Source organism: Achromobacter sp. GW823-FHT04E03 (genome assembly GCF_058796095.1).
The window spans coordinates 1,765,210-1,785,845 of the sequence record NZ_JBXAIJ010000001.1; the positions used below are offsets into that span (position 1 = coordinate 1,765,210).

The 20,636-nt window shown below is 66.4% G+C and carries 19 protein-coding genes; 7 read left to right on the top strand and 12 right to left on the bottom strand.

All coding sequences use genetic code 11. The features are described 5' to 3' along the window. Positions 1 to 8: 8 nt before the first annotated feature. The 3 genes from AC1RHV_RS08285 to AC1RHV_RS08295 are packed head-to-tail and all read right to left on the bottom strand — an operon-like array spanning position 9 to position 3,743. Positions 9 to 1,442, bottom strand: coding sequence for an aldehyde dehydrogenase family protein (locus tag AC1RHV_RS08285; RefSeq protein ID WP_175181824.1), 1,434 nt, complete (start codon positions 1,440 to 1,442; stop codon positions 9 to 11). Between the two features lie 4 nt (positions 1,443 to 1,446). After that, positions 1,447 to 2,523, bottom strand: coding sequence for an alcohol dehydrogenase catalytic domain-containing protein (locus AC1RHV_RS08290; RefSeq protein WP_492300407.1), 1,077 nt, complete (start codon positions 2,521 to 2,523; stop codon positions 1,447 to 1,449). Further along, entirely contained in the window at positions 2,520 to 3,743 is a 1,224-nt protein-coding gene (locus tag AC1RHV_RS08295; RefSeq protein WP_054452695.1) for an ABC transporter substrate-binding protein, read from the bottom strand. Before AC1RHV_RS08295 ends, AC1RHV_RS08290 begins: the two co-directional genes overlap by 4 nt. 179 nt (positions 3,744 to 3,922) lie before the next feature. Here AC1RHV_RS08295 and AC1RHV_RS08300 point away from each other — a divergent pair, with 179 nt between their 5' ends. From AC1RHV_RS08300 to AC1RHV_RS08310, 3 genes are read left to right on the top strand one after another with little or no spacing between them, the layout of a single operon-like run. Beyond that, a complete protein-coding gene (locus AC1RHV_RS08300; RefSeq protein WP_492300409.1) occupies positions 3,923 to 6,619 on the top strand; it encodes a winged helix-turn-helix domain-containing protein in 2,697 nt (898 codons plus the stop codon). A gap of 57 nt (positions 6,620 to 6,676) precedes the next feature. Next, the gene (locus AC1RHV_RS08305) at positions 6,677 to 7,036 is read left to right on the top strand and encodes a translation initiation factor Sui1 (RefSeq protein WP_054453658.1); all 360 of its coding nucleotides are present in this window, start codon (positions 6,677 to 6,679) and stop codon (positions 7,034 to 7,036) included. 19 nt (positions 7,037 to 7,055) lie between these two features. Beyond that, positions 7,056 to 7,409 (top strand): DOPA 4,5-dioxygenase family protein, encoded by a 354-nt coding sequence (locus tag AC1RHV_RS08310; RefSeq protein WP_119449945.1) that lies wholly within the window; start codon positions 7,056 to 7,058, stop codon positions 7,407 to 7,409. A 4-nt stretch (positions 7,410 to 7,413) separates the two neighbouring features. Here the strand turns inward: AC1RHV_RS08310 and ppk2 are convergent, their stop codons facing one another. After that, on the bottom strand, positions 7,414 to 8,646 hold the full coding sequence (gene ppk2 / locus AC1RHV_RS08315) for a polyphosphate kinase 2 (RefSeq protein WP_119449946.1): 1,233 nt from the start codon (positions 8,644 to 8,646) through the stop codon (positions 7,414 to 7,416). A gap of 187 nt (positions 8,647 to 8,833) precedes the next feature. Between ppk2 and AC1RHV_RS08320 the strand changes: the two genes are divergently transcribed. Beyond that, entirely contained in the window at positions 8,834 to 9,295 is a 462-nt protein-coding gene (locus AC1RHV_RS08320; RefSeq protein WP_054452708.1) for a hypothetical protein, read from the top strand. On the opposite strand, the gene AC1RHV_RS08325 is transcribed toward AC1RHV_RS08320, so the two are convergent. The 7 genes from AC1RHV_RS08325 to AC1RHV_RS08355 form a co-directional block, all read right to left on the bottom strand. Beyond that, positions 9,270 to 10,460 (bottom strand): trans-sulfuration enzyme family protein, encoded by a 1,191-nt coding sequence (locus tag AC1RHV_RS08325; RefSeq protein ID WP_492300411.1) that lies wholly within the window; start codon positions 10,458 to 10,460, stop codon positions 9,270 to 9,272. The two genes, AC1RHV_RS08320 and AC1RHV_RS08325, sit on opposite strands and share 26 nt — an antisense overlap. 54 nt (positions 10,461 to 10,514) lie before the next feature. Further along, the gene (locus tag AC1RHV_RS08330; protein ID WP_054452712.1) at positions 10,515 to 11,171 is read right to left on the bottom strand and encodes a methionine ABC transporter permease; all 657 of its coding nucleotides are present in this window, start codon (positions 11,169 to 11,171) and stop codon (positions 10,515 to 10,517) included. Then, the gene (locus tag AC1RHV_RS08335; RefSeq protein WP_054452714.1) at positions 11,152 to 12,258 is read right to left on the bottom strand and encodes a methionine ABC transporter ATP-binding protein; all 1,107 of its coding nucleotides are present in this window, start codon (positions 12,256 to 12,258) and stop codon (positions 11,152 to 11,154) included. The genes AC1RHV_RS08330 and AC1RHV_RS08335 overlap by 20 nt, the downstream gene beginning before the upstream one ends. Positions 12,259 to 12,273: 15 nt before the next feature. Continuing rightward, complete coding sequence (locus AC1RHV_RS08340) at positions 12,274 to 13,089, bottom strand: MetQ/NlpA family ABC transporter substrate-binding protein (RefSeq protein WP_054452716.1); 816 nt, start codon at positions 13,087 to 13,089, stop codon at positions 12,274 to 12,276. 155 nt (positions 13,090 to 13,244) lie between these two features. Next, a complete protein-coding gene (locus tag AC1RHV_RS08345) occupies positions 13,245 to 13,670 on the bottom strand; it encodes a CopD family protein (protein WP_492300414.1) in 426 nt (141 codons plus the stop codon). 93 nt (positions 13,671 to 13,763) lie between these two features. After that, positions 13,764 to 14,594, bottom strand: a complete 831-nt coding sequence (locus AC1RHV_RS08350) for a DUF2242 domain-containing protein (protein ID WP_119449949.1) — start codon at positions 14,592 to 14,594, stop codon at positions 13,764 to 13,766. A 137-nt stretch (positions 14,595 to 14,731) separates the two neighbouring features. Beyond that, the gene (locus AC1RHV_RS08355) at positions 14,732 to 16,108 is read right to left on the bottom strand and encodes a spinster family MFS transporter (protein WP_082400869.1); all 1,377 of its coding nucleotides are present in this window, start codon (positions 16,106 to 16,108) and stop codon (positions 14,732 to 14,734) included. Between the two features lie 122 nt (positions 16,109 to 16,230). Here AC1RHV_RS08355 and AC1RHV_RS08360 point away from each other — a divergent pair, with 122 nt between their 5' ends. The 3 genes from AC1RHV_RS08360 (at position 16,231) to AC1RHV_RS08370 (ending at position 19,467) form a co-directional block, all read left to right on the top strand. Then, positions 16,231 to 17,241, top strand: a complete 1,011-nt coding sequence (locus AC1RHV_RS08360; RefSeq protein WP_225590295.1) for an AraC family transcriptional regulator — start codon at positions 16,231 to 16,233, stop codon at positions 17,239 to 17,241. Positions 17,242 to 17,357: 116 nt separating this feature from the next. After that, complete coding sequence (locus tag AC1RHV_RS08365; protein WP_119449951.1) at positions 17,358 to 18,455, top strand: NAD/NADP-dependent octopine/nopaline dehydrogenase family protein; 1,098 nt, start codon at positions 17,358 to 17,360, stop codon at positions 18,453 to 18,455. A gap of 16 nt (positions 18,456 to 18,471) precedes the next feature. After that, entirely contained in the window at positions 18,472 to 19,467 is a 996-nt protein-coding gene (locus tag AC1RHV_RS08370; protein ID WP_492300418.1) for a 3-hydroxybutyryl-CoA dehydrogenase, read from the top strand. Between the two features lie 5 nt (positions 19,468 to 19,472). On the opposite strand, the gene ampC is transcribed toward AC1RHV_RS08370, so the two are convergent. Continuing rightward, positions 19,473 to 20,633 carry a class C beta-lactamase gene (gene ampC / locus AC1RHV_RS08375; RefSeq protein WP_374701622.1) on the bottom strand — a complete coding sequence of 387 codons (1,161 nt, stop codon included), beginning with the start codon at positions 20,631 to 20,633 and terminating at the stop codon, positions 19,473 to 19,475. Between the last annotated feature and the right edge of the window lie 3 nt (positions 20,634 to 20,636).

Sequence of the window (20,636 nt, forward strand, 5' to 3'; positions counted from 1 at the left end):
CACGGCGCTCAAGCAGCCTCGTCCGCCAACACCGCCACTGTCTGCACGCTGGTGTACTCCAGCAGCCCTTCCAGCCCATTCTCCACGCCCAGGCCGGACTGCTTGCGCCCGCCGAACGGCACGTCCGGCGACATGGCGTGGATATGGTTGATCCATACCGTGCCGGTTTCCAGGCGCCGCGCGATGGACCGCGCCAGCGCCAGGTCCTTGGACCATACCGACCCGCCCAGTCCATAGTCTGTGTCATTGGCGCGTTGGACGACCTCGTCGATGTCCCGGTATTTCAGCAAGGGCAGCACCGGTCCGAACGCCTCTTCCACCACGCTGCGCGCATCGTCCGGCGGATTGTCCAGGATGGCGACCGGCACGAAATAACCCTTGCCTTGCGGAATGTCGCCACCGGCCAGAAAGCGCACGCCGTTGCGATGCGCATCCGCGATGAGATCCTTGACCCGCTCGTACTGCGGGCGGTTCTGGATCGGCCCCAGGCCAGTGCCCGGCTGCGCGCCATCTCCCATGACCACGCCCCGGGCGTGTTCCACCAACGCCGCGGCGAACTCGTCATAGATGGATTCATGCACATACAGCCGTTTGGTGGCAAGGCAAAACTGCGAGGAATTTCGGAACGCTCCCCAGAACAGCTTGGCGGCCGTCTCGCGCACGTCCACGTCCGGCAGCACGATGGCGGCATCGTTGCCGCCCAGTTCCAGCGTGATGCGTTTGAGCCTGCCGGATGCGCTCTGCATGACGCGCCTGCCCGTCGCGGTCGAGCCGGTAAAGGCGATCTTGTCGATGCCCGGATGCTCGGTCAGCCAGGGCCCCAGCCGGTCTCCGCCGCACACCACGTTCAGCACGCCTGGCGGCAGCAGGTCGCGAAACAGTTCGCCCATCTTGAGCGAAGTCAGCGGCGTGAATGGCGACGGCTTCAACACGACGGTGTTGCCCGCCAGCAAGGCCGGGGCGATCTTCCAGATGGCCAGCGTCATCGGAAAATTCCAAGGCGCGATCGCAGCCACCACGCCGATAGGCACATGGCGAGTCTCGAACACGCGGCCGGCGCCGTCGTCCAGCCGCGTGGCGGGCAGATCGCGCGCCGCGGTCGCGCGCAGCCAGGCGACGCAACGGCCGACCTCGGCGCGCGCGTCGGCGTGAGGCTTGCCCTGCTCGCGCGTGAGCAGGCGCATGAAGCCTTCGGTGTATTCCTCCAGTCTGTCAGCCATGGCAAGAAGCGCTGCCTGGCGCCGTTCCAAGGGCGTCTCGCTCCATTGCGCAAATGCGCGCGTCGCGGCCGCGACTGCTTCGTTCAACTGCGCCAGCGACGCGTCCGGCACGGTGGCAATGCGTTCCTCCGTGGCGGGATTGAGCACATCGAAGGTTTGCACCGACGTTTCCGCGCGGCCATCCACCGTCATGGTGTAACCGGAATCCAGATTCAGCTGCATGGTCCTATGCCTGTTTCGCGTTGGGTTGTTCGGGACAAAGGACCTGGCGCCCCACCACGCGGCCAGCCGCCAGATCGAGTAGCGCTGCCTGGGCGTCCTGCAGGCAGCGGCAGGAAATCGGAATGGCGCGCGGCCCGCGTTCCCGCACCAAGGCCATGAGTTCCTGCAGTTCGGCCAGCGTGCCGATGTAGGATCCTTCGATGCTGATGGCGCGCATGGGCACCAAGGCCGGCGACAGCGGCAATTCCCCGCCGAACAGCCCGATCAAAATCAATTGCCCGCCCTTGGCCAGCAGATCCATGCCCTGCTTCACCGTGCCCGCCGCGCCCACGCAATCGATCACCGCCCAGATCTCGCCAGCGGCGCGTCGAACCTCGTCCAGCGCGTTTGCGGCATGCGCGTCCACGGCAAGGCTGGCGCCGGCGGCCAGCGCGGCGCCCCGGCGCGCGCCATCGGGTTCCAGCACGATCACCTGCGGACACCCCAAGGCGCGCAGCAAGCTCACGCACATGAGGCCCAGGCCGCCTGCGCCGACCACTACGACCGTTTCCGCCTGCAGCACCTCCGGCGCAATCTTGCGGATGGCGCTGTAGGACGTCAGGCCCGAGCATGCGTAGGGCGCGGCCTGCTCTGGTCGCAGGTCGCCGATATCGATCAGGTAGCGGGCGTCCGGCACCAGGATATGGTCGCTATAGCCGCCCGGCCGAAAGATCCCCAGGAAGCGCGGTGAGGCGCACAGGTTTTCGCGACCGCGCCGGCAGACCTTGCAGTCGCCGCAACCGATCCATGGATACACCAGAAAGCGCTGTCCCGCGACAACCCCATTTGCGTCTGGCCCGGCGGCGACCACCACGCCCGCTGTCTCATGGCCCAGAGTCAACGGCAGCGTGACGCCGCGCTGCTCCACGCGCAGGCGCTTGTCGCCGCCCAGATCGTAGTAGCCCTCCCACGTATGCACGTCGGTATGGCATACGCCCGCGGCAAGCACCCGCAGCAACACCTGCGCGCCCTGCGGTTCGGGCGCCGGGCGCTCGATGGGAACCAGCGGCTGACCAAATTCGGTTACGTCATAGCTGATCATCGCATCGCCTGCTTGATCAATGGGCAGCCGCCGCGGTCTTCAGGCCGGAATGCGACGTCGCCCGGGATGACCGCCACCTGTTTGTACAGATCCCACTCGCCGCGGGATTCCTCCGGCTTCTTCACTTCGAACAGATACATGTCGCGCACCACCCGCCCGTCCGCGCGCAGCCGTCCGTTGCGCGTCATGAAATCGTTGATGGGCGTCTCCCGCATCTTGGCCATCACGGCGTCGGCGTCCTTGGTGCCGGCCGCCTTGACCGCGTTCAAATAATGCAGCACCGCGCCGTAGGTACCGGCCTGGGTCATGGTCGGCTTGCGCCCGACCTTGTCCTGGAAGCGTTGCGACCAGGCCCGCGTGGCGTCGTTCTGGTCCCAATAGAACGCCTCGGTCAACAGCAGCCCCTGGCCCAGGGGCAGTCCGATGGACTTCACGTCCGAGAGGAACGCCAGCAGCGCCACCAGCTTCTGCTGGCCGCCCGGCCGGCCGATACCGAAGTCCGCCGCCTGCTTGATCGCGCTGATCACGTCGTTGCCGCCCAGCGCCAGGCCGATGATGCCCGCTTTGGAAGTCTGCGCCTGCAGCAGATAGGAACTGAAGTCCGGCGTATTCAGGGGCGAACGCACAGCCCCCAGCACCTTGCCGCCGTTCTTCTCGATGACCGCGGAGGCGTCGGCCTGCAGCGCGTAGCCGAACGAGTAATCCGCGGTCATGAAATACCATTCCTTGCCGCCCTGTGCGGACACCGCCGCGCCCGTACCGTTGGCCAGCGCGTAGGTATCGTAGGTCCAATGGACGGTGTAGGGCGAACACGCCTTGGCGGTCAATTCCGAGGTCGACGCGCTCGTCACCATGACGATCTTTTTCTTTTCGCGGCCGAGTTCGCTGATGGCCAGCGCCAGCGCCGACGTGGGCAAGTCGGTGACCATGTCCACGCCATCCTGGTCGAACCAGCGCCGCGTCGCCGCGCTGGCGACGTCGACCTTGTTCTGGCCATCGGTGTACACCAGCTCGACCGGCTGGCCCAACACGCTGCCGCCGAAATCCTGCACCGCCATGCGCGCGGCCTCTACCAGGCCCTTGCCGCCGATGTCGGAATACGCCGAGCTCATGTCCGCCATTACGCCGATCTTCACTGGGCCGCCGGCTGGCTGCGCTTGTGCGCCTGCCGCAACGATAGCGGCGCCCGCCAACGCGTACACCGTTTTCACGATTGCCATCGATATGTCTCCGTTATGAGTAAACGCCATTTGCGCAGCAACTGGCCTATTGCCCCGGCCCGAGTCCTTTTGTATCGTAGGCACGCATTTTTCAGCTTCGTCCAAAGCGACGATTTTCGTGTTGCTTGCGGGTTTCCCCCGAGCCGGCGCGCAGTCGTTCCTCACCCAACAGGCAGATCATGCGCCCTCTGTTTTCGCCCGGACATGCGCTGGCCAGCGGCAAGCTCGGCATCCCCGCTGCCCACGCCGACCACATCCCGCGTGAATCGCTGTGTGCACTGGCCTGTGCGCCCGGCAGTCCCAAGAGCGTCCTCGCGCGCGGCCCCGCCGGCTATGGCAAGACCACGCTGCTAGCCCAGTGCCTGGCCCGCTTGAGCGCGCAATCCGTGCGCGGTGCGTGGCTGACGCTGGACCGCGGCGATAACGATCTGCCGCGCTTTCTGCGATGCCTGACCGCCGCGCTGGAACCCTTGGCCGCACCGCCCGGGGCGCTGGCGAACATGGAGGCCGACGACGCGCTGGCGCTCGCCCTCATCGAAGCCATCGCTACGCAAACCGCCCCCTTTGCGCTGGTGCTGGACGAGTTCGAGTCCATCGTCGCGCCAGGCGTGCTGGACTTCGTGCAGAACCTGATCAACCGCCTGCCGCCACAGGGCCGGCTGCTGATCGGGTCGCGTCACGCCACCGGCCTGGAACTGGGACGCTTGCGGGCCGACGGCCGGCTGCTGGAAATCGACGCCGCCCAGCTTTGCTTTTCGCTGGACGAGACCACCCTGTTCTTCGCCCGGCGCAACCCTGCGATCACGCGCGCCGAAATCGGCCAGCTTCATCACAAGACCGAAGGCTGGATCGCCGCGCTCTGGCTGGCCTGCGCCTCGCTGGCGCGACAGGACTCCGCCTCGGCGTTCATCGAACGCTTTTCGGGCAGCGACCAGTCCGTCTCCGACTATCTGGCCCAGGATGTGCTCGCCGGACAGACGCCCGAGTTGCGGCGCTTTCTGTTGCGCACCAGCATCCTGAAGCAACTGAACGCGGCGCTATGCCAGGCTTTGCTGCCGGACCTGGACTGCGGCAGCATCCTGCGCGAACTCGAAGACGGGCAGATCCTGCTGTCGCGCTCCTCCGCGGATGCGGCTCAATACCGTTACCACGGCCTGTTCGCGAGCTATCTGCAATCCAGACTGCGGCAGCAGGATCCAGCGGACATTCCCGCGCTGCATCTGGCGGCCTCCCGCTGGTACGCCGAGCAGGGCCGTCCCGTTCCTGCCATCGATCATGCCATCGAAGGCGGCGACTTCGATCAGGCCCTCGCCTTGCTGGCGACACACGCGGAAGCGCTGCTGGCCGAGGGGCGCATGCGGCTGCTCTCCCGCTGGTTCACGCAATTGCCCGCGGCCGTCCTGGCCCGCCGCCCGGCGCTGCAGGCGGTGCAGGTGTGGGCAACCTGTTTTACGCGGGGCGCCAGCGAGGCTTCGCTGCAAATGGACGAGCTGAGGCTGGCTTGCAGCCCCGATCCCGACGTCCGCGCGCATGTGCAGGCCCTGCGGCCCTTGCTGCTCTCCATGACCGATCGCCACGAAGAGGCCTACGCGCTCGGCATGCCCGGCATCGCCGCCGCGGCAAACGCATCCACCTTCGCCGCGACTGCCTTGGCCAACGCCATGGCCAACGTCGCAGCCGTGCTTGGCCGCTACCAGGAAGCGCAACAACTGCTGGATGCCGCCCGCCGCGCGCAGAGCCTGGCCGCCAGCGCCTTCAATCAGATGTACTCCGAAGCGGTGGAGGGCATCATCGACTTGCAGGAGGGCCGCATGCGTCAGGCTGGCGCGCATTTCCGCATGGCGGTCCACTCCACCCGCAAAGGCGCGTACGGCCAGGCCAACGGCAACGCCTGGGCCGGCGTGCTGTACGCGGCCGGGGTCTACGAAGCCGGCGATCTGGAGCAGGCTGCCCGGCTGTTGCGCGTCTACGTGCCGCTGGGGCGGGACACGGGACACCCGGACCATCTGATACTCGGTTATGTGATGCTGGCGCGCATCGCCTTTCTGTCGGGCGACATCGTGCAGACCTTTTATCTGCTGGGCGAACTGGAGTACCTCGGCCATCAACGCCGCCTGCCCCGGATTGCCGGCAGCGCCCGCGTGGAGCGCGCGCGCGTGCTGCTGCTGCAAGGACACCCGCAGGCCGCGCACGACGAGCTCAGGCGCGCGGAAGACGACGATCTGTGGGCTCGCATCGAAACGCTGCGCCTGCCTTCCAACGACTTGCTGTACCCGCGGCTGGGGATGCTGCGCGTGCAGTCCTACACGGGCAAGCCCGGGGATGCGTTGCGCCAGCTGGATGCGGACATTGCGCGCGCCGTATCGGCCCGCCGCGTCCGGCGCGCCTACAAGTTGGGGATATTCCGCGCCGTCGCCCTGGCGCGCGCGGGCGATGAAGCGCAAGCCCACCAGCAGCTGACAACCTTGCTGGACACGGCGCAGCGCGAGGGACTATGCCGCGTGCTGGCTGACGAAGGCAGCGCCTTCCTCTCGCTATTGCCGCGCTTTTTCTCCTCGCCAGTCGGGTGCGCATGGTTGAATGGCTGCGCGTCAGCCCAGGCCTGGTTCAACCGTTTCCAACGCCATGCCGGGATGCCCGTGGACTCCAGCCCGGCCGCGCCAGCCGCCGAGCGCGCGCCGGCCGACGCCTTGACGGCCAAGGAACTGAACGTGCTGCGCCTGGTCGCGGACGGCCATTCCAACAACGCCATCGCCCAGCGCCTGTTCGTATCCGAAAGCACCGTGCGCACCCATCTGCGCAACCTGAACGTAAAACTGTGCGCCGACAGCCGCACCCGCGCCGTGGCCCTGGCGCGCGAAGCCGGTCTGCTGTAAGGCCGGGACTGGCTGGCCTGCCGGCGATTAAGATAGGGACTTTTGCGCGTGTCCATCATGAAAAGCAGTTCTACAGGCGGCCTGGTCTATTCCACAGACGGCGGCCGCATGTGCCCCGAATGCCGCAAGCCGCTGGCGCAGTGCCTGTGCAAACAGGCACAGACGATTCCCGCCGGCGATGGCGTGGCCCGCGTGTCGCGCGAAACCAAGGGGCGCGGCGGCAAGAGCGTCACCGTGATCAAGGGCCTGGCGCTGGACGGCGCGGCGCTGAATGCGCTGGGCAAACAGCTGCGCAACGCCTGCGGCTCCGGCGGAACGGTAAAGGACGGCGTGATCGAAATCCAGGGCGACCACTGCGAGCGCGTCATGGAATCCCTGCAAAAACAAGGCATCCGCGCCAAGCGCGCGGGCGGCTGACACCGACGGAGCACCAGCAATGACCGAACCCCAAACCAGCGCCGTCGCCAGTTGGCACGCCCATGTCTATTTCGACGCCGCCAGCCGCGACGCCGCCCACGCCCTGCGCGAACGGATCGCCGCGCGCTTTGCCGGCCAGATGGAACTGGGGCGCTTCCATGAGCGCCCCGTCGGCCCGCATCCCCAGTGGAGCTACCAGATTGCCTTCACGCCCGAGCGCTTCGCGGAGATCGCCACCTGGCTGACGCTGCACCACGGGGCGCTGGATGTCTTCATGCATCCCAACACAGGCGACTCCCTGCGCGACCACCGCGACTGCGCGGTGTGGATCGGACGCAGCTACACGCTGAACCTGCAGGCGCTGGGCGCCTGAGCAGCTACAGCGCGCGGCCCACGATCAGCGAATCCAGCGCCATCATGGGATCGCTGCTCTTGCCTTCGTACGGCAGGCGGCTGAGCACGTAGCGCATCGCGTTGATACGCGCGCGCTTCTTGCAGTCGGACTTGACCACCACCCAGGGCGCATCGGCCGTGTCGGTGTGCGCGAACATCGCCTCCTTGGCCCGGGTGTAGTCGTCCCATTTGTCCAGCGAGGCCAGGTCCACCGGGCTGAGCTTCCACTGCTTGAGCGGATGCACCTTGCGCTGCAGGAAACGGCGGCGCTGCTCTTCCTGGCTGACCGAGAACCAGAACTTGATCAGGTGAATGCCGCTGCTGACCAGATGGCGCTCGAAATCCGGCACCTGGCGCAGGAAGTCCAGGTATTCGTTCTGGGTGCAGAAGCCCATTACGCGCTCCACGCCGGCGCGGTTGTACCAGGAGCGGTCGAACATGACGATCTCGCCCGCGGTGGGCAGATGCTGCACGTAGCGCTGGAAGTACCACTGGCCCTTTTCCGTATCGGAGGGCTTCTCCAATGCGACCACGCGCGCGCCGCGCGGGTTCAGGTGTTCCATCATGCGCTTGATGGTGCCGCCCTTGCCGGCGGCGTCGCGGCCTTCGAACAGGATCACGACGCGCTGGCCGGTGGCCTTGACCCAGGCCTGCAGCTTCAGCAGTTCGACCTGCAGGTTGTACTTCTGCTTTTCGTAGTTACGGCGCAGCATGCGGTGGCGATAGGGATAGATGCCTTCGCGCCAGTCCGCGGCCAGTTCATCGTCAGGATTGCGGCGCGTGCGCGGCGCTGCCGAATTGGCTTCCAGCAGCGCGCGATGCACGGCCTGCGCGTCGTCCGGCGACAGTTCCTCGATGACCGAGCGCAGCGCCTCGCGCGCCTGGGCCGGTGCGCTGACGTTGTAGCGACGGGCGATATCGGCCAGCACGGCCACCGTCTCCTGACGCGCAGCGTCCTGGCGCGCGACGACGCGCTTGCGCACATCGAGAGCCGGCTCGGCGGCGGCCGCGGCCGACACGGCGTCGCCAGCCGCGGGCGTCCTGGCCGCGCGCGGCTTGCGGCTGGTGGTCACTGGCGTGACGACGGTCTTGACTACCGTCTTGACGGCCGGCTTGGTGACCGCCCTGGTGGCAGCGCCTGCGGTCCGCTTGGCCGCGCGCTTGCGCGGCGTCTCGGCTACGGCTTGTTCGGTGGCTGGCGTCGTCTTGTCTGTCATCGATCCTGTCCTCGCTACGCTGATCGTCCTGTCCGCGCCTGTCAGGCTTGCGCCTGGGGCCGCTGTCGGGAAAAGCGCAAACGCTACTCCGAGCCCTGCCCTGCGGATTTGACTTCGATCAAACGTTGTAACATTTTTGCAGAGCGCAAGGCCGCTACACTGGCCTCCCGTCACCCGCCCCTGCGCCATGTGGTCATTCATCAAACGGCTATTAGCCGGCCCGACGCCGCCCGAAGATCCCCTGCGCGAAACCCTGAGCTTCGATGAAGCCGGCTTCACGCGCAGCAGCGAACTGGCGCGCGCGCTGGGCCAGCGGGAATTCTGGCCCTGGAGCGAGATCCATGAATTCGGCTTCCGCTATACGCAGGCCGTCTTTCCCGACCCCTGGTCGGGCGACTACATGGAAGGCCTGTGGTTCCTGCGCGTGCCCAGCGACGGCGGCGGGCTGATGGCCATGGAGTTCGACGAGGCCACGCTGGACGCCGAACGGCTGCCTCCCGCCCTGCAACGGAACATGCCCGGGCTGGACATGGGCGCGCTGCGCGCGGGGCTGGCCGCCGCCGCGCGCGGGCCACGCAACTTCGAGGACAGTGGGGAATGGGTGGCGTGGCGGCGCGCAGCCGCTACACCCGGTCCAGGCCCTGCTTGAGATCGGCCAGGATGTCCTCGGACGTCTCCAGGCCCACCGACAGCCGCAGCAAGCCCTCCGACAGCCCGTAGCGTTCGCGATCCTCGGCCGAGTAGCTGGCATGCGTCATGGACGCGGGATGCTGGATCAGGGTTTCGGGATCGCCCAGGCTGACCGCGATGCGCGCGAGCTTCAGGCTGTTGAGCAGCGCGCGCCCCGCCGCCAGTCCGCCCTTGAGTTCGAACGCGACCAGGCCGCCGCCGGCCGATTGCTGGCGACGCGCGATCTCCGCGCCCGCCGTATCCGCCAGGCCGGGATAGAACACGTCGGCCACCGCGGAATGCTCGCGCAACAGCCTGGCCACCTTCAAGGCGGATTCGCTGTGGCGCGCCACGCGCAGCTCCAGCGTCTTGATGCCGCGCAGCACCAGGAAGGCGGTGAACGGCGACAAGGTGGCGCCCGTGAAGTAGCGCAGCCCTTGCAGCCGGATGGCGTCGATGTGTTCCTTGCGCCCCAGCACGGCGCCGGCCAGCAGGTCGCCGTGGCCGCCCAGGTACTTGGTGGCCGAATGCAGCACAATGTCGGCGCCATGCTCCAGCGGACGCTGCAGCACCGGCGTCGCGAAGGTGTTGTCGACGATGGTCAGCAGCCCCTTGCCGCGGGCAATGGCGGACACCGCCGCGATATCCACCAGGCGCAGGTTGGGATTGGCCGGCGTCTCGAAATAGACCGCGCGTGTCTTGGGACCGATGGCCGCGGCTACGGTCTCGGGTCGGGTGAAGTCGGCGAATACCGCGCGCACGCCAAAGCGCGCCAGTCCCTGCGTGAACAGGGTGAAGGCGGTGCCGTACACGATCTGGTCCACGACGATTTCATCGCCGCTTTGCAATAGCGAGAACAGGGTCGCCGAAATCGCCGCCATGCCGGACGCGGTCACCACGCCGGCTTCGGCGCCTTCCAGCGAAGCCAGGCGCTCTTCCAGCAGCGCCTGCGTCGGATTGCGGGTGCGGCCGTAGACGTAGCCCTGCTTTTCGCCCAGGCGGATCTGGTCGAAGGATTCGATGCTGTCCTGGGTGTATGTGGAAGTCAGGTAGAGGGGCGGAGACAAGGCGCCCTGCTCGTCCAGCGGGTCATAGCCCAGGTGGATCGCGCGCGTGGCAAAACCGTGTTGCGGGGACTCGGACATTTCAGCGTTCCTGTATGTTCGGGTAAGGCCGGGGCGCACAGCCCCGGCGCGGAATCAGCGTTTGTGGTCGGCGCGGCGCGACAGCCATTCACCGGTGAATTGCACGATGGAGACCAGCGCGATCAGGATCACGATCACCTCGAACATCACGCGCGTCTCGTAGCGTTCGTAGCCATAGCGGATCGCCAGATCGCCCAGGCCGCCGGCGCCTACGGCGCCTGCCATGGCCGAGGCGTTGATCATTGCGATGACGCTGACGGTCATGCCGCCGATGATGCCCGGCAAGGCTTCCGGCAATAGCACGTGGCGCACGATGTGCCAGCGACGGCACCCCATGGCCCTGGCGGCCTCCACCAACCCGTGGTCCACGTCGTTCAGGCTGACCTGGGCGATGCGCGCGAAGAACGGCACCAGATTGGCCGACAGCGGCACGATGGCGGCCCACGTGCCCAGCGTGGTACCCACCAGGAAGCGCGTGAACGGCAGCATCGCCACCAGCAGGATGATGAAGGGGATGGCGCGGAAGGTATTGACCGTCACCGACAGGACCTTGTTGAAGCGCGGCCTGGGATAGAGATTGCCCGGCGCGGTGACGGTCAGCACCACAGCCAGCGTCAGGCCCAAAACGATGGCGATGACGGCAGAGACGCTCACCATCGCCAGGGTCTGCAGGAATGCCTGCAGGTATTTATCAAGCATCGGCAGCGACATAACCCAGCACCTTGATCTGATCGGCCACCAGCGCGGCGCGCGCGGCCTCTTCCTGTAATGCGTCCGCAGGCACGGACACCAGCAGGCTGCCCTGCGCATGGCCGCGCAAACGGTCCAGTCCGCCATGCAGCAACGTCGCACCGGCGCCGAGCGCGGCCAACGCCTGCAGGGACACGCCATCCGGACGCCCCTGCCCCGTAAAGCGCAGCCGCAGCACCGCTATGCCCGCGCGGCCCTGCAGGTCGGGCACCAGCCTGCCGGCAAGATCGGCGGGCAAGTCGTGCTGCAAGGGCCGCAGCAAGGCCCGCGTGGCATCGGCCTGGGGATTGCCGAACACGCGCCAGACCTCGCCTTCCTCGACCTTGCGGCCACCGTCCAGCACCAGCACCCTGTGGCAGACCTCGCGGATCACCGCCATGTCGTGCGTGATCAGCACCACCGTCAGGCCCAGCTTGCGGTTGATGTCCAGCAACAAGGCCAGGATCGACTGCGTGGTTTCCGGGTCCAGCGCCGACGTGGCTTCGTCGCACAGCAGGATCTCCGGTTCATGCACCAGCGCGCGGGCGATGCCCACCCGCTGCTTCTGGCCGCCGGACAGCTTGGCCGGATAGACATCGGCCTTGTCGCGCAGCCCCACCAGTTCCAGCAGTTCCTCCACCCGAGCCCGCGCCGCGGCGGGCCTGACGCCCGCCACGCGCAAAGGCAGGGCCACGTTCTCGGCCACGGTCTTGGCCGACAGCAGGTTGAAGTGCTGGAAGATCATGCCGATGCGGCGGCGCAGCCCCACCAGCGCGTTCTCGTCCAGGCCGCCCACATCCACGCCGTCCACCCGCACCCGGCCGGCGCTGGGCCGCTCCAGCATGTTGATGGAACGCAGCAGCGTGGACTTGCCTGCGCCGCTGCGTCCGATGATGCCGAAGACCTCGCCGCGGGCGATGGAAAACGACACGTCGGACAGCGCGGCCACCGGCCCCTGCGCGCCCTCGTAGCGCTTCTGCAGCCCTTCGAACACGACGTGCGCATCAACGGCCTGCGGTCGCGGTGCGGCGTCGGCCAGCTCGGCCATGGAGAATTCGTGTTGCATCATTGCCCGATTCCGATCTCAGAAAACCGGAATCACCGAGCCTTCGTACTTGCTCAGGATGAACTGGCGCACTTCCTCGGAGTGATAGGCCTTGACCAGTTCAGGCACCCAGGGCGCGTTCTTGTCCTGTTCGCGAACCGCGATGATGTTCACGTAGGGGTTGTTTTCCTTCTTCTCCACCGCGATGCCGTCGCGCGTGGCGATCAGCCCGGCCTGATAGGCGAAGCTGTTGACGATGGCCGCGGTGTCCACGTCCGGCAGCGAGCGCGCCAGCACCACGGAGGCGCTTTCCACGAAATTGAGCTTCTTGGGGTTGGAGGTCACGTCCGCCAAGGTCGCCGTGCCGGTGGCCGGATCGAAACCGTCCTTCAACGTGATCAGGCCCTGGTCGCGCAGGATGACCAGCGCGCGCGTCTGGTTGCTGGGGTCGTTGGGAATGCCGACGCGGGCGCCTTCGGGCAGCTCATTGAGCGACTTGTACTTCCTGGAGTAGAACGCGATGGGCGAGATCAGCGTGTTGGCCACGGATACGAGCTTGTAGCCGCGCTGCTTGATCTGGTCGTTCAGGAAGGGGATGTGCTGGAAGGCGTTGGCGTTCAGGTCGCCATTGTTGAGCGCCTCGTTCGGACTGGCGGTGCCTGTGATCACCACGGGCTCCACGGCCAGGCCGTTCTTCTTGGCGACCTGGGCCACCACCTCCCAGATCTGCTCGTCGACGCCACCGCGCACGCCCACCTTCAGGGGTTTGGGATCGGCCGAGAAAGCCGGGCCATGGAACATTGCCGCCGAAGCCAGCACCGCGCCCAGCAGGCGCTTGAAGAAACGGGAAGTCATGTTGGAATCGCCTCTCAGGCTATGCGGTTATGAGAGAAACGATTCTAGGGAGGGGGACGGACCCCGCGAACGAATAGTTCGTTGAGTCCTTATTACAGGGGCGTTTGGTTATGGCGGCTGGGCATATGGTCCCGGCACATGCGCCGCCGCGCAGATCAGAAGGGTTTGACGACCACCAGCGTCACGATGGCCGCGGAAGCGATGACGGTGAAAGGCGCGTACAGATCCACCAGCGGCGGACGCTTGGCGCTGCCATTGGCCATGCGCCGCAATGCCGCGCTCTGGATGCCGAGCAGCGCCGACAGCGCCAGCGCGAAGCCAACCTTGACCCAGATCCAGGTCATCGCGAACCAGCCGAAAGTCATGGCCAGGTGCAGGCCGACCAGCCAGGTCAGCACCATGGCCGGCGTGGTCACGTAGAGCGTCCAACGGCGCAAGGCGCCCAGCGTCTTGCGTTCTTTGGGCGCTTCTTCGCTGTCCTGCGGCTGCGAGGACAGCAGGAACAAGGACACGAACAGCGATCCGCCCAGCCAGGCGACCACGGCCGCCACGTGGAGCATTTTCAGGAGTTGATAGGTCATGATGCCCGCGATTATCGCCGGATGCGGACCGCGCCGCGAGTCGGCGCGGCGCATCCGTTTGCGCTACGGCAAGCGGTGCCCCGCAAGGCTGCCTTACTTGGCCGCCTCGGGGCTGGCCGGGGCGGCCGCGCCGGATGCAGGGGCCGACGCCGGAGCGGGAGCGGTCGAAGCGGGCGCGGCGGATGTCGGCGCGGCGCTTGCCGGCGCGGCGCTTGCCGGAGCGGCGGACGCGGGCCCACCAGGTGCAGGCGCTTTTGGAGATTCGCTACCGCCGTTGGCCGCGGCCGGATTCAGGGTATCGGCTGGCTTGTCCGGAGATTCCGCGGGCTCGGCCGGCGCGGCCTTGGGCTGCGCCTTGGCACGGCTCGCGGGCGGATGAGGCGCGGCGGCCGCCTGCGCGTCCGGCAGGAAACGCTGCAGCAACTGGAAGAAACCTTCGTAGAACTTGGGTCGCGCAACCGTCTGGCTGCCCGTCTTCACCAGCGAATCGTCGCTGGAGCCGAACGGCATGGACACCTGCCCCAGCACGCTCACCCCCACACTGGCCGAGCTGTTGGTTCGCTTGATCGAATAGCGGTCCTGCACCGCGTTGGCGAACACCGTGGCGCGCTCGTTCGCGCTGCCGTCGGAGGCGCATTCGATGTTGAAGGCGATCTGCGTATGCTGGCCGTTCTCGTCCTGGAAATTCTTGTGCCCCGTGACCCGCGAACCCTCGAACTTGTCGATGTTGTAGCCCTGGCTCAGCAAGGCGCGGCGGCCCGCGTCGCAGGCGGCGACGTTACTTGCTTCGACGGTGCGCGAGTAGGTGTTGTTCTGGGTGAAGTCTTCTTTTTCGAACTCTGGCTTGGGGGATGAGCATCCCGCCAGGACGCCCACCAGGGCAACGGACAGGGCCAGCGACGAACTGCGGGAAAAACGGGGCATGAATTGGAGGAACAGTAATGCGTCAAGCGTCCGTTATAGCGCATCCCCGGCACCATTTCTTTTACGAGGAATGTGCAGTTCAACGGAGAGGTAACAGAGTTCAAAAAAGGGCCGCATCGCGACCCGGGCAGCCGCGTTCAGGGCGACACGCGCGCCGGCGCAAGCGGCGGCGCCTCCTGCGCCTCCAGGTTCAGGCTGCGCCGGTAGTGCTTGCAGCCAGCGGCGAGCAGGCCGATGCACAACACCGCGGCCACGCCAATCAGGACCGAGATGGATTGCCCGACTGCCGCCGGGTTCTTGAACAACCGATCAGTCAGCATGGCCACGGCGGTGGTGCCCAGGCCCAGCCCGATCAGGTTCGAGATCAGCAGGAATAGCGCCGACACCTGGGCGCGCAGCTGATTGGGGGGCAGGATCTGCATCGCAGCCGTCGAGGTCGGCATGGGGAACGAGGCGAAGAACATGGCCGGCAGCAGCAAGCCCACCGACCACCACAGGGAATCGACCTGGGTGAAGATCACCGCCGGCAAGGCCATGCCGGCCGCGCCGATCACGCCGGCGCGCAGCGGCGCATCGCTGTAGCCGCGCTTGGCCAGCCAGTCCATCAGCCAGCCGCCGCAGAACACCCCGGCGGTGTTGGCGACGAGCACCACCACGCCCAGCATGTAGCCGGCTTCGGAAGGCGACATGCCGAACTTGCGCATGTAGAACGCCGGCGTCCAGCCCAGCAGCGCGAACAGCACCATCGCATAGAACGAGAAGCCCAGGTAGTGGCAGAAAAAGGTGCTGCGGTGGCGGCCCAGGAAGCGGAAAGTATCTTTCATGGCGGGCTTCTGCACCTGCCCCGAGGCATTGCGCCGCAAGCCCAGCCGCTGCGGATCTCGCACCGTCAGCAGGATCAGCAGCGCGATCAGCAGGCCTGGCAATCCCACAATGAAGAAGGTCACCTGCCAGGGCCGCATCGCGCCTATCCAGGGCAAGGCAACGGTATCCACGCTCTTGAGCAGGTTGATGACGTAGCCGCCGATCAGGAATGCCATGCCGCCGCCGATGAACGAGCCGATCGAATATATCCCGACTGCGCGCCCCAGTTTTTCACGCGGAAACATGTCGCTGAGCATGGAGTACGTGGCAGGCGACAGCGCCGCCTCGCCCACGCCCACGCCGATCCGCGCAAGAAACATCTGCGCGAAATTGCGCGACAGGCCACAGGCCGCCGTGGCCAGGCTCCAGAATGCGACGCCGATCGCGATGATCTTGGGCCGCGAATAGCGATCCGCCAGCAAGGCGATCGGTATGCCCATGAAGGCGTAGAACAAGGAAAACGCCAGGCCGTGCAGCAAGCTGAATTGCGTGTCGGACAGCTGCAGGTCATGCTTGATGGGCTCGATCATCAGCGCCAGGATCTGCCTGTCGACGAAGGAAAATATGTACGCTAGCATGCATATCACCACGACATACCACTCGTAGGCGTAGCTAGGTTTTGATCCGTGCCGCGGGCTGCCGTCAGTCATGGTTTGTTTCCCTTGTATGGTGGTGAGATCTGCCCATGCCCAAGGACCGGGTCGCGTCTCACTTGCTTGCAGGCCCATCTTTTGTAGGTCTTTGCGCAGCCAGCCTCTATACGCCTGACGCAATGACTGTTCCCGCTGCGCAGGAAAGCATGTTCAACGACACCAATCCGCTGGACCGCCATTGCTTGCTGGACTCGGGCAACATCGCCGAGATCAAGGACCAGGTCAGCCAGCACCTCTGGTCGCACCGCATGTGCGTCCCCCCGGGAAAACCCCTGCAATCCCGCCTGTACGGCGTCTTCTTCGGCAATGCGGCCTTGTTCGATCTGCACTATGGCGCGGAAGTCGAGATCGACGCCGGCGATATCGCCAGCTACTACCTGATCCGAATCACGCTGCAAGGCTCCGGGCTGATCACGCTGGGCAAGCGCAGCGCGTCGATGAGCGCGGGCAGCCTGACCATTTCCTCGCCGTCCGAGCGCAGCGTGATCCGCATCGGCCGCGACTGCCGCAACCTGATCCTGCGCATCGAGCGCGAGGCGCTGGAGCGCCAGCTGCAGCGGCTGCTTGAACGCCCTATCAAGCAGGCGCTGGTGTTCGACCTGCAAATGGATGCCGACGCTTCCGGACCGGTGGCGGTGCGCGAAACGCTGGACTATCTGTGCCGGCTGTACCGCCATCCCGCCATTGAAGGCGTCACGCAAACGCTGGCCGCCGGCTTTTCAGACTACCTGCTGACGCTGCTGCTGACCCAGCTGCCGCACAACTACTCCGAGGCTTTGCAGGCAGACCGCCGCCAGCCGTTGCCGCTGCACGTGCGGCGCGCGCGCGATTACATAGAAAGCCATCTGGACCAGCCGCTATCGCTGATGGACCTGGCGGCCTACTGCGGCGTCTCCGTGCGCACGCTGCAAAACGGCTTTTCGCAGTTCCTGAAGCAGAGTCCCAGCGACTACGTGCGCAACCAGCGGCTGGCCCAGGTGCACGCGGCGCTTGCGCAAGCCGGCGAAGGCGATAGCGTCACCGACATCCTGCTGCGGCACGGCATTTCCAGCTTCGGGCATTTCGCCACCCACTACCGCAAGCGCTACGGCTGCCTGCCGTCGGACACCCTGCGCCAAAGCAGGCATTAGGCGTCGCACGGCAGCGCCGGATTCGCTTGCCGGATCGGAACGCCGCTTGCGCGTTCGGCGCAGCCACGCCTGCACGCCGCCGCTAGGATCAAGGCTCCATCTGACGGAGCTTGACCATGAGAATCAGCGTCATAGGCGGCGGCCACGGCTGCTACGCGGCAGCGGCCGAGCTGTTTGAGAAAGGCCATCACGTGCATTGGTGGCGCAGGGACTGGTCGGCCTTCCAGGGCTTGCGGGATGCGGGCGCGCTGACGGTCACCGACTATCGCGGCAGCCGCCAGGTTCCGCTGGGCGACGGACCGCGGCAGTTGCAGCTGGTGCGCGACCTGGCCACAGCCGTGGAGCATGCGGAGCTGCTGGTCATTCCCCTGCCTTCCACCACCCACGAAGCGCTGGCGCGGGAATTGGCGCCGCTGCTGCGCGACGGCCAGGTCGTGTTCCTGCCGCCTGGCACCTTCGGCTGCTACGTCTTCGCCCGCGCCATGAAAGACGCGGGAAACGTCGCGGATACGGCCTTCGCCGAAACCGGCACCCTGCCCTATCTGGCCCGCAAGCATGGCGAAAAGGTCGTGATCAGCGGCTACGCCACCCGTCTGCCCACCGGCGTCTTTCCGCGGCGGCTGTCGAAGCAGGCGCTGGCCGTGGTCCAGCGCGCCTACCCCAGCATCGAACCGATAGAGGACGGACTTTCGGGCGCACTGATGAACGCCGGCCCCATCATCCATCCGCCGCTCATCATGATGAATGCAGGGCCGCTGGAACACTTCGACAAATGGGACATCCACAACGAAGGCACCCAGGCCTCCATACGGCGCGTGACCGACGCGCTGGACGCGGAGCGCATCGCCATCCGTGTGGCCCTGGGCTATGCCGCGCCCCACTTCCCGTTGGCCGACCACTATGCCGCCGAAGGCGATGAATGGATGTACGGCCGCGGCGCCCATGGCAAGCTCACCGACAGCGGCGACTGGCGCGAGGACATAGACCTGCACACGCACCGCTACATGCTCGAAGACACGCGGCTCGGCCTGTCATTCCTGGTGTCCGCCGGCCGCTGGGCGGGCGTGCCGACGCCGGTCGCGCAAGGCCTGCTGAGCCTGGCCAGCGCGGTCACCGGCCGCGACCTCTACGCGGAAGGACGCACATTCGAACGCCTGGGCCTGGACCGCCTGTCGCACGCGGACATGCGCCAGCTTCTGGCCGAAGGCTGCTGACACGGAGATACAAGCCATGAATGAAAAAATGTGCGTAGTCGGCGCCGGCCGCATGGGCGTGGGCATCACGCTGTCATACATCCATGCGGGACTGGACGTCACGCTGATAGACATCAAATCGCGCACGTCCGCCGAGCAGGCCGGGTACTTCGCCCGTGTGCGGGACGATCTGCGCCGCGAGCTCGGCATCCTGTGCAGGCTGGGCTTGCTCGACGCCGCGCAGGCGGAGGTTGCGCTGGCGCGCGTGCGCCTATGCACGCGCGAGGATGCGGAGGCAGACCTGCGGCAGGCGCGCGTGGTGTTCGAAGCCGTGCCTGAACGCCTGGACGCCAAGCGCGATGCCTTTGTATGGCTGGGAGCGGCCTGCGCGCCGGACAGCATCATCGCGTCCACCACGTCCACCTTTCTGGTCACCGAGCTGGCGGAACTGGTGCAAAACCGGCAGCGCTTCCTGAACGCGCACTGGCTCAACCCCGCCTACCTGATACCGCTGGTGGAAGTGAGCCGCGGCCCGCAGACCAGCGAGGCCGCGACGCAAGGGCTGCTGGCAGCGCTGCGCCTGGCGGGCAAGAAGCCCGTGCAGTGCGCCCCCGCCGCGGGCTACATCGTGCCCCGCATCCAGGCCCTGGCCATGAACGAAGCGGCCCGCATGGTGGAGGAAGGCGTGGCCAGCGCCGAAGACATCGACACGGCCGTGCGCCTGGGCTTCGGCCTGCGTTTTTCGGTTCTGGGGCTGCTGGAGTTCATCGACTGGGGCGGCGGCGACATCCTCTACTACGCCTCGCGCTACCTCGCCGATGCCATCGATCCGCGCTTCGCCTCGCCTGCGGTCATCGCCCGCAATATGGAACAAGGGCGCAACGGGCTGCGCGACGGCCAGGGCTTCTATGACTACGCCGGCATGGACGTGAATGCCTACAAGATGGAGCGGCTGGCGCAATTGTGCAAGCGCCTGGAAGTGATGGACCTGCTGCCCCGCTACGGCGCGGCGAGGCAGCCGCCCGCGCGATAGCGGGCCTATTGCTCCAGTTCGCCCAGGATCCGGTACGCCAGCCGGACCCTGGCCTCGTTGGGATAATTCCGGTTGGCCAGTATCACGATGCCCAGCTTCTTCGACGGCACGAACGCCACATAGCCGCCGAAGCCATTGGTCGAACCCGTCTTGTTGATCCACACGGTCTCCTGCGGCGGCAGCGGCGGGTTCAACGCCGCCACGGGCTGGCTCTGGCTGTTGTAGTTGCCGGCATTGGCCGTCAACAGCGCGTCCAGCGTTGCCGGATAGCGCAATTGCTCCCAGGCCAGGTCCTGGGTCATGTCGCCCAGCTGGTAATAACCGACGTGCGTCTGCGCGATTGCGCCGCGCAGTCCGGCATCCGCAAGGTTCAAGCCCATGTTCGCGTCGACGAAACGGATCAGGTCGCGTGCGCTGGTCTTCACGCCGTAGGCTTCGTCGGCCAGCACGCCCGGATTCACGCGCACGGGCGCATTCTGCTTGTTGTAGCCCTGCGCGTAGTCCGCCATCCTGGCGGCGGGCACGTCGATGTAGGTGCTGGTCAGGCCCAGCTTGGGAAACAGGTCCCGCTCCATGGCCGCCTTGAACGGCCGGTTCAGGCTCTTGGCCGCCACCATGCCCAGCATGCCGATACTGGGGTTGGCGTAGGTGCGATACGTGCCAGCGGCATGCTCGGGCTTCCAGGCCTTGAGATAGGCCATCAGCTGCGCCTGGTTCTTGATCGCGTCGGGCACCTGCAAGGGGAAGCCGCCGGTCGTGTGCGTCCCCAGGTTGATCAGGCTCAGCTTGGCGAAGTCGCTGCCGGCGAGCTCCGGCAGGTACTTGGCCGGACTGTCGCTCAAGGCCAGGCGGCCGCGCACCTGTGCATAGGCTGCCAGGGTTGCCGTGTAGGTCTTGCTGATGGAGCCGATCTCGTACAGCGTATCGCTGCCGGCAGGCCTGCCGGTCTGCCTGGACGCCACGCCATAGTTGTAGAAATGCTGTGTCCCGTTGCGGGTCACGGCGATCGACATGCCCGCAATGCCGTGTTCGCGCATGACGGCCTGGACCGCCTCGTCGACCTTGCGGTCCGTCTCTGCCTGGCCGGCCTGCGCCAGCGCGCAGCCTGCGGCCATCAGCGCAAACAATCCCGTGCGCAGCATGCTGTTCAAGCGCATTCTCGTCATTCC

Coding starts and splice junctions, on each gene's coding strand:
- AC1RHV_RS08320 (WP_054452708.1), top strand. CDS start 8,834: ATGTGGTCATTCATCAAACGGCTATTAGCCGGCCCGACGCCGCCCGAA.
- AC1RHV_RS08290 (WP_492300407.1), bottom strand. CDS start 2,523: ATGATCAGCTATGACGTAACCGAATTTGGTCAGCCGCTGGTTCCCATC.
- AC1RHV_RS08295 (WP_054452695.1), bottom strand. CDS start 3,743: ATGGCAATCGTGAAAACGGTGTACGCGTTGGCGGGCGCCGCTATCGTT.
- AC1RHV_RS08305 (WP_054453658.1), top strand. CDS start 6,677: ATGAAAAGCAGTTCTACAGGCGGCCTGGTCTATTCCACAGACGGCGGC.
- AC1RHV_RS08335 (WP_054452714.1), bottom strand. CDS start 12,258: ATGATGCAACACGAATTCTCCATGGCCGAGCTGGCCGACGCCGCACCG.
- AC1RHV_RS08365 (WP_119449951.1), top strand. CDS start 17,358: ATGAGAATCAGCGTCATAGGCGGCGGCCACGGCTGCTACGCGGCAGCG.
- ampC (WP_374701622.1), bottom strand. CDS start 20,633: ATGACGAGAATGCGCTTGAACAGCATGCTGCGCACGGGATTGTTTGCG.
- AC1RHV_RS08340 (WP_054452716.1), bottom strand. CDS start 13,089: ATGACTTCCCGTTTCTTCAAGCGCCTGCTGGGCGCGGTGCTGGCTTCG.
- AC1RHV_RS08310 (WP_119449945.1), top strand. CDS start 7,056: ATGACCGAACCCCAAACCAGCGCCGTCGCCAGTTGGCACGCCCATGTC.
- AC1RHV_RS08325 (WP_492300411.1), bottom strand. CDS start 10,460: ATGTCCGAGTCCCCGCAACACGGTTTTGCCACGCGCGCGATCCACCTG.
- AC1RHV_RS08350 (WP_119449949.1), bottom strand. CDS start 14,594: ATGCCCCGTTTTTCCCGCAGTTCGTCGCTGGCCCTGTCCGTTGCCCTG.
- AC1RHV_RS08345 (WP_492300414.1), bottom strand. CDS start 13,670: ATGACCTATCAACTCCTGAAAATGCTCCACGTGGCGGCCGTGGTCGCC.
- AC1RHV_RS08355 (WP_082400869.1), bottom strand. CDS start 16,108: ATGACTGACGGCAGCCCGCGGCACGGATCAAAACCTAGCTACGCCTAC.
- AC1RHV_RS08300 (WP_492300409.1), top strand. CDS start 3,923: ATGCGCCCTCTGTTTTCGCCCGGACATGCGCTGGCCAGCGGCAAGCTC.
- AC1RHV_RS08330 (WP_054452712.1), bottom strand. CDS start 11,171: ATGTCGCTGCCGATGCTTGATAAATACCTGCAGGCATTCCTGCAGACC.
- ppk2 (WP_119449946.1), bottom strand. CDS start 8,646: ATGACAGACAAGACGACGCCAGCCACCGAACAAGCCGTAGCCGAGACG.
- AC1RHV_RS08285 (WP_175181824.1), bottom strand. CDS start 1,442: ATGCAGCTGAATCTGGATTCCGGTTACACCATGACGGTGGATGGCCGC.
- AC1RHV_RS08370 (WP_492300418.1), top strand. CDS start 18,472: ATGAATGAAAAAATGTGCGTAGTCGGCGCCGGCCGCATGGGCGTGGGC.
- AC1RHV_RS08360 (WP_225590295.1), top strand. CDS start 16,231: ATGACTGTTCCCGCTGCGCAGGAAAGCATGTTCAACGACACCAATCCG.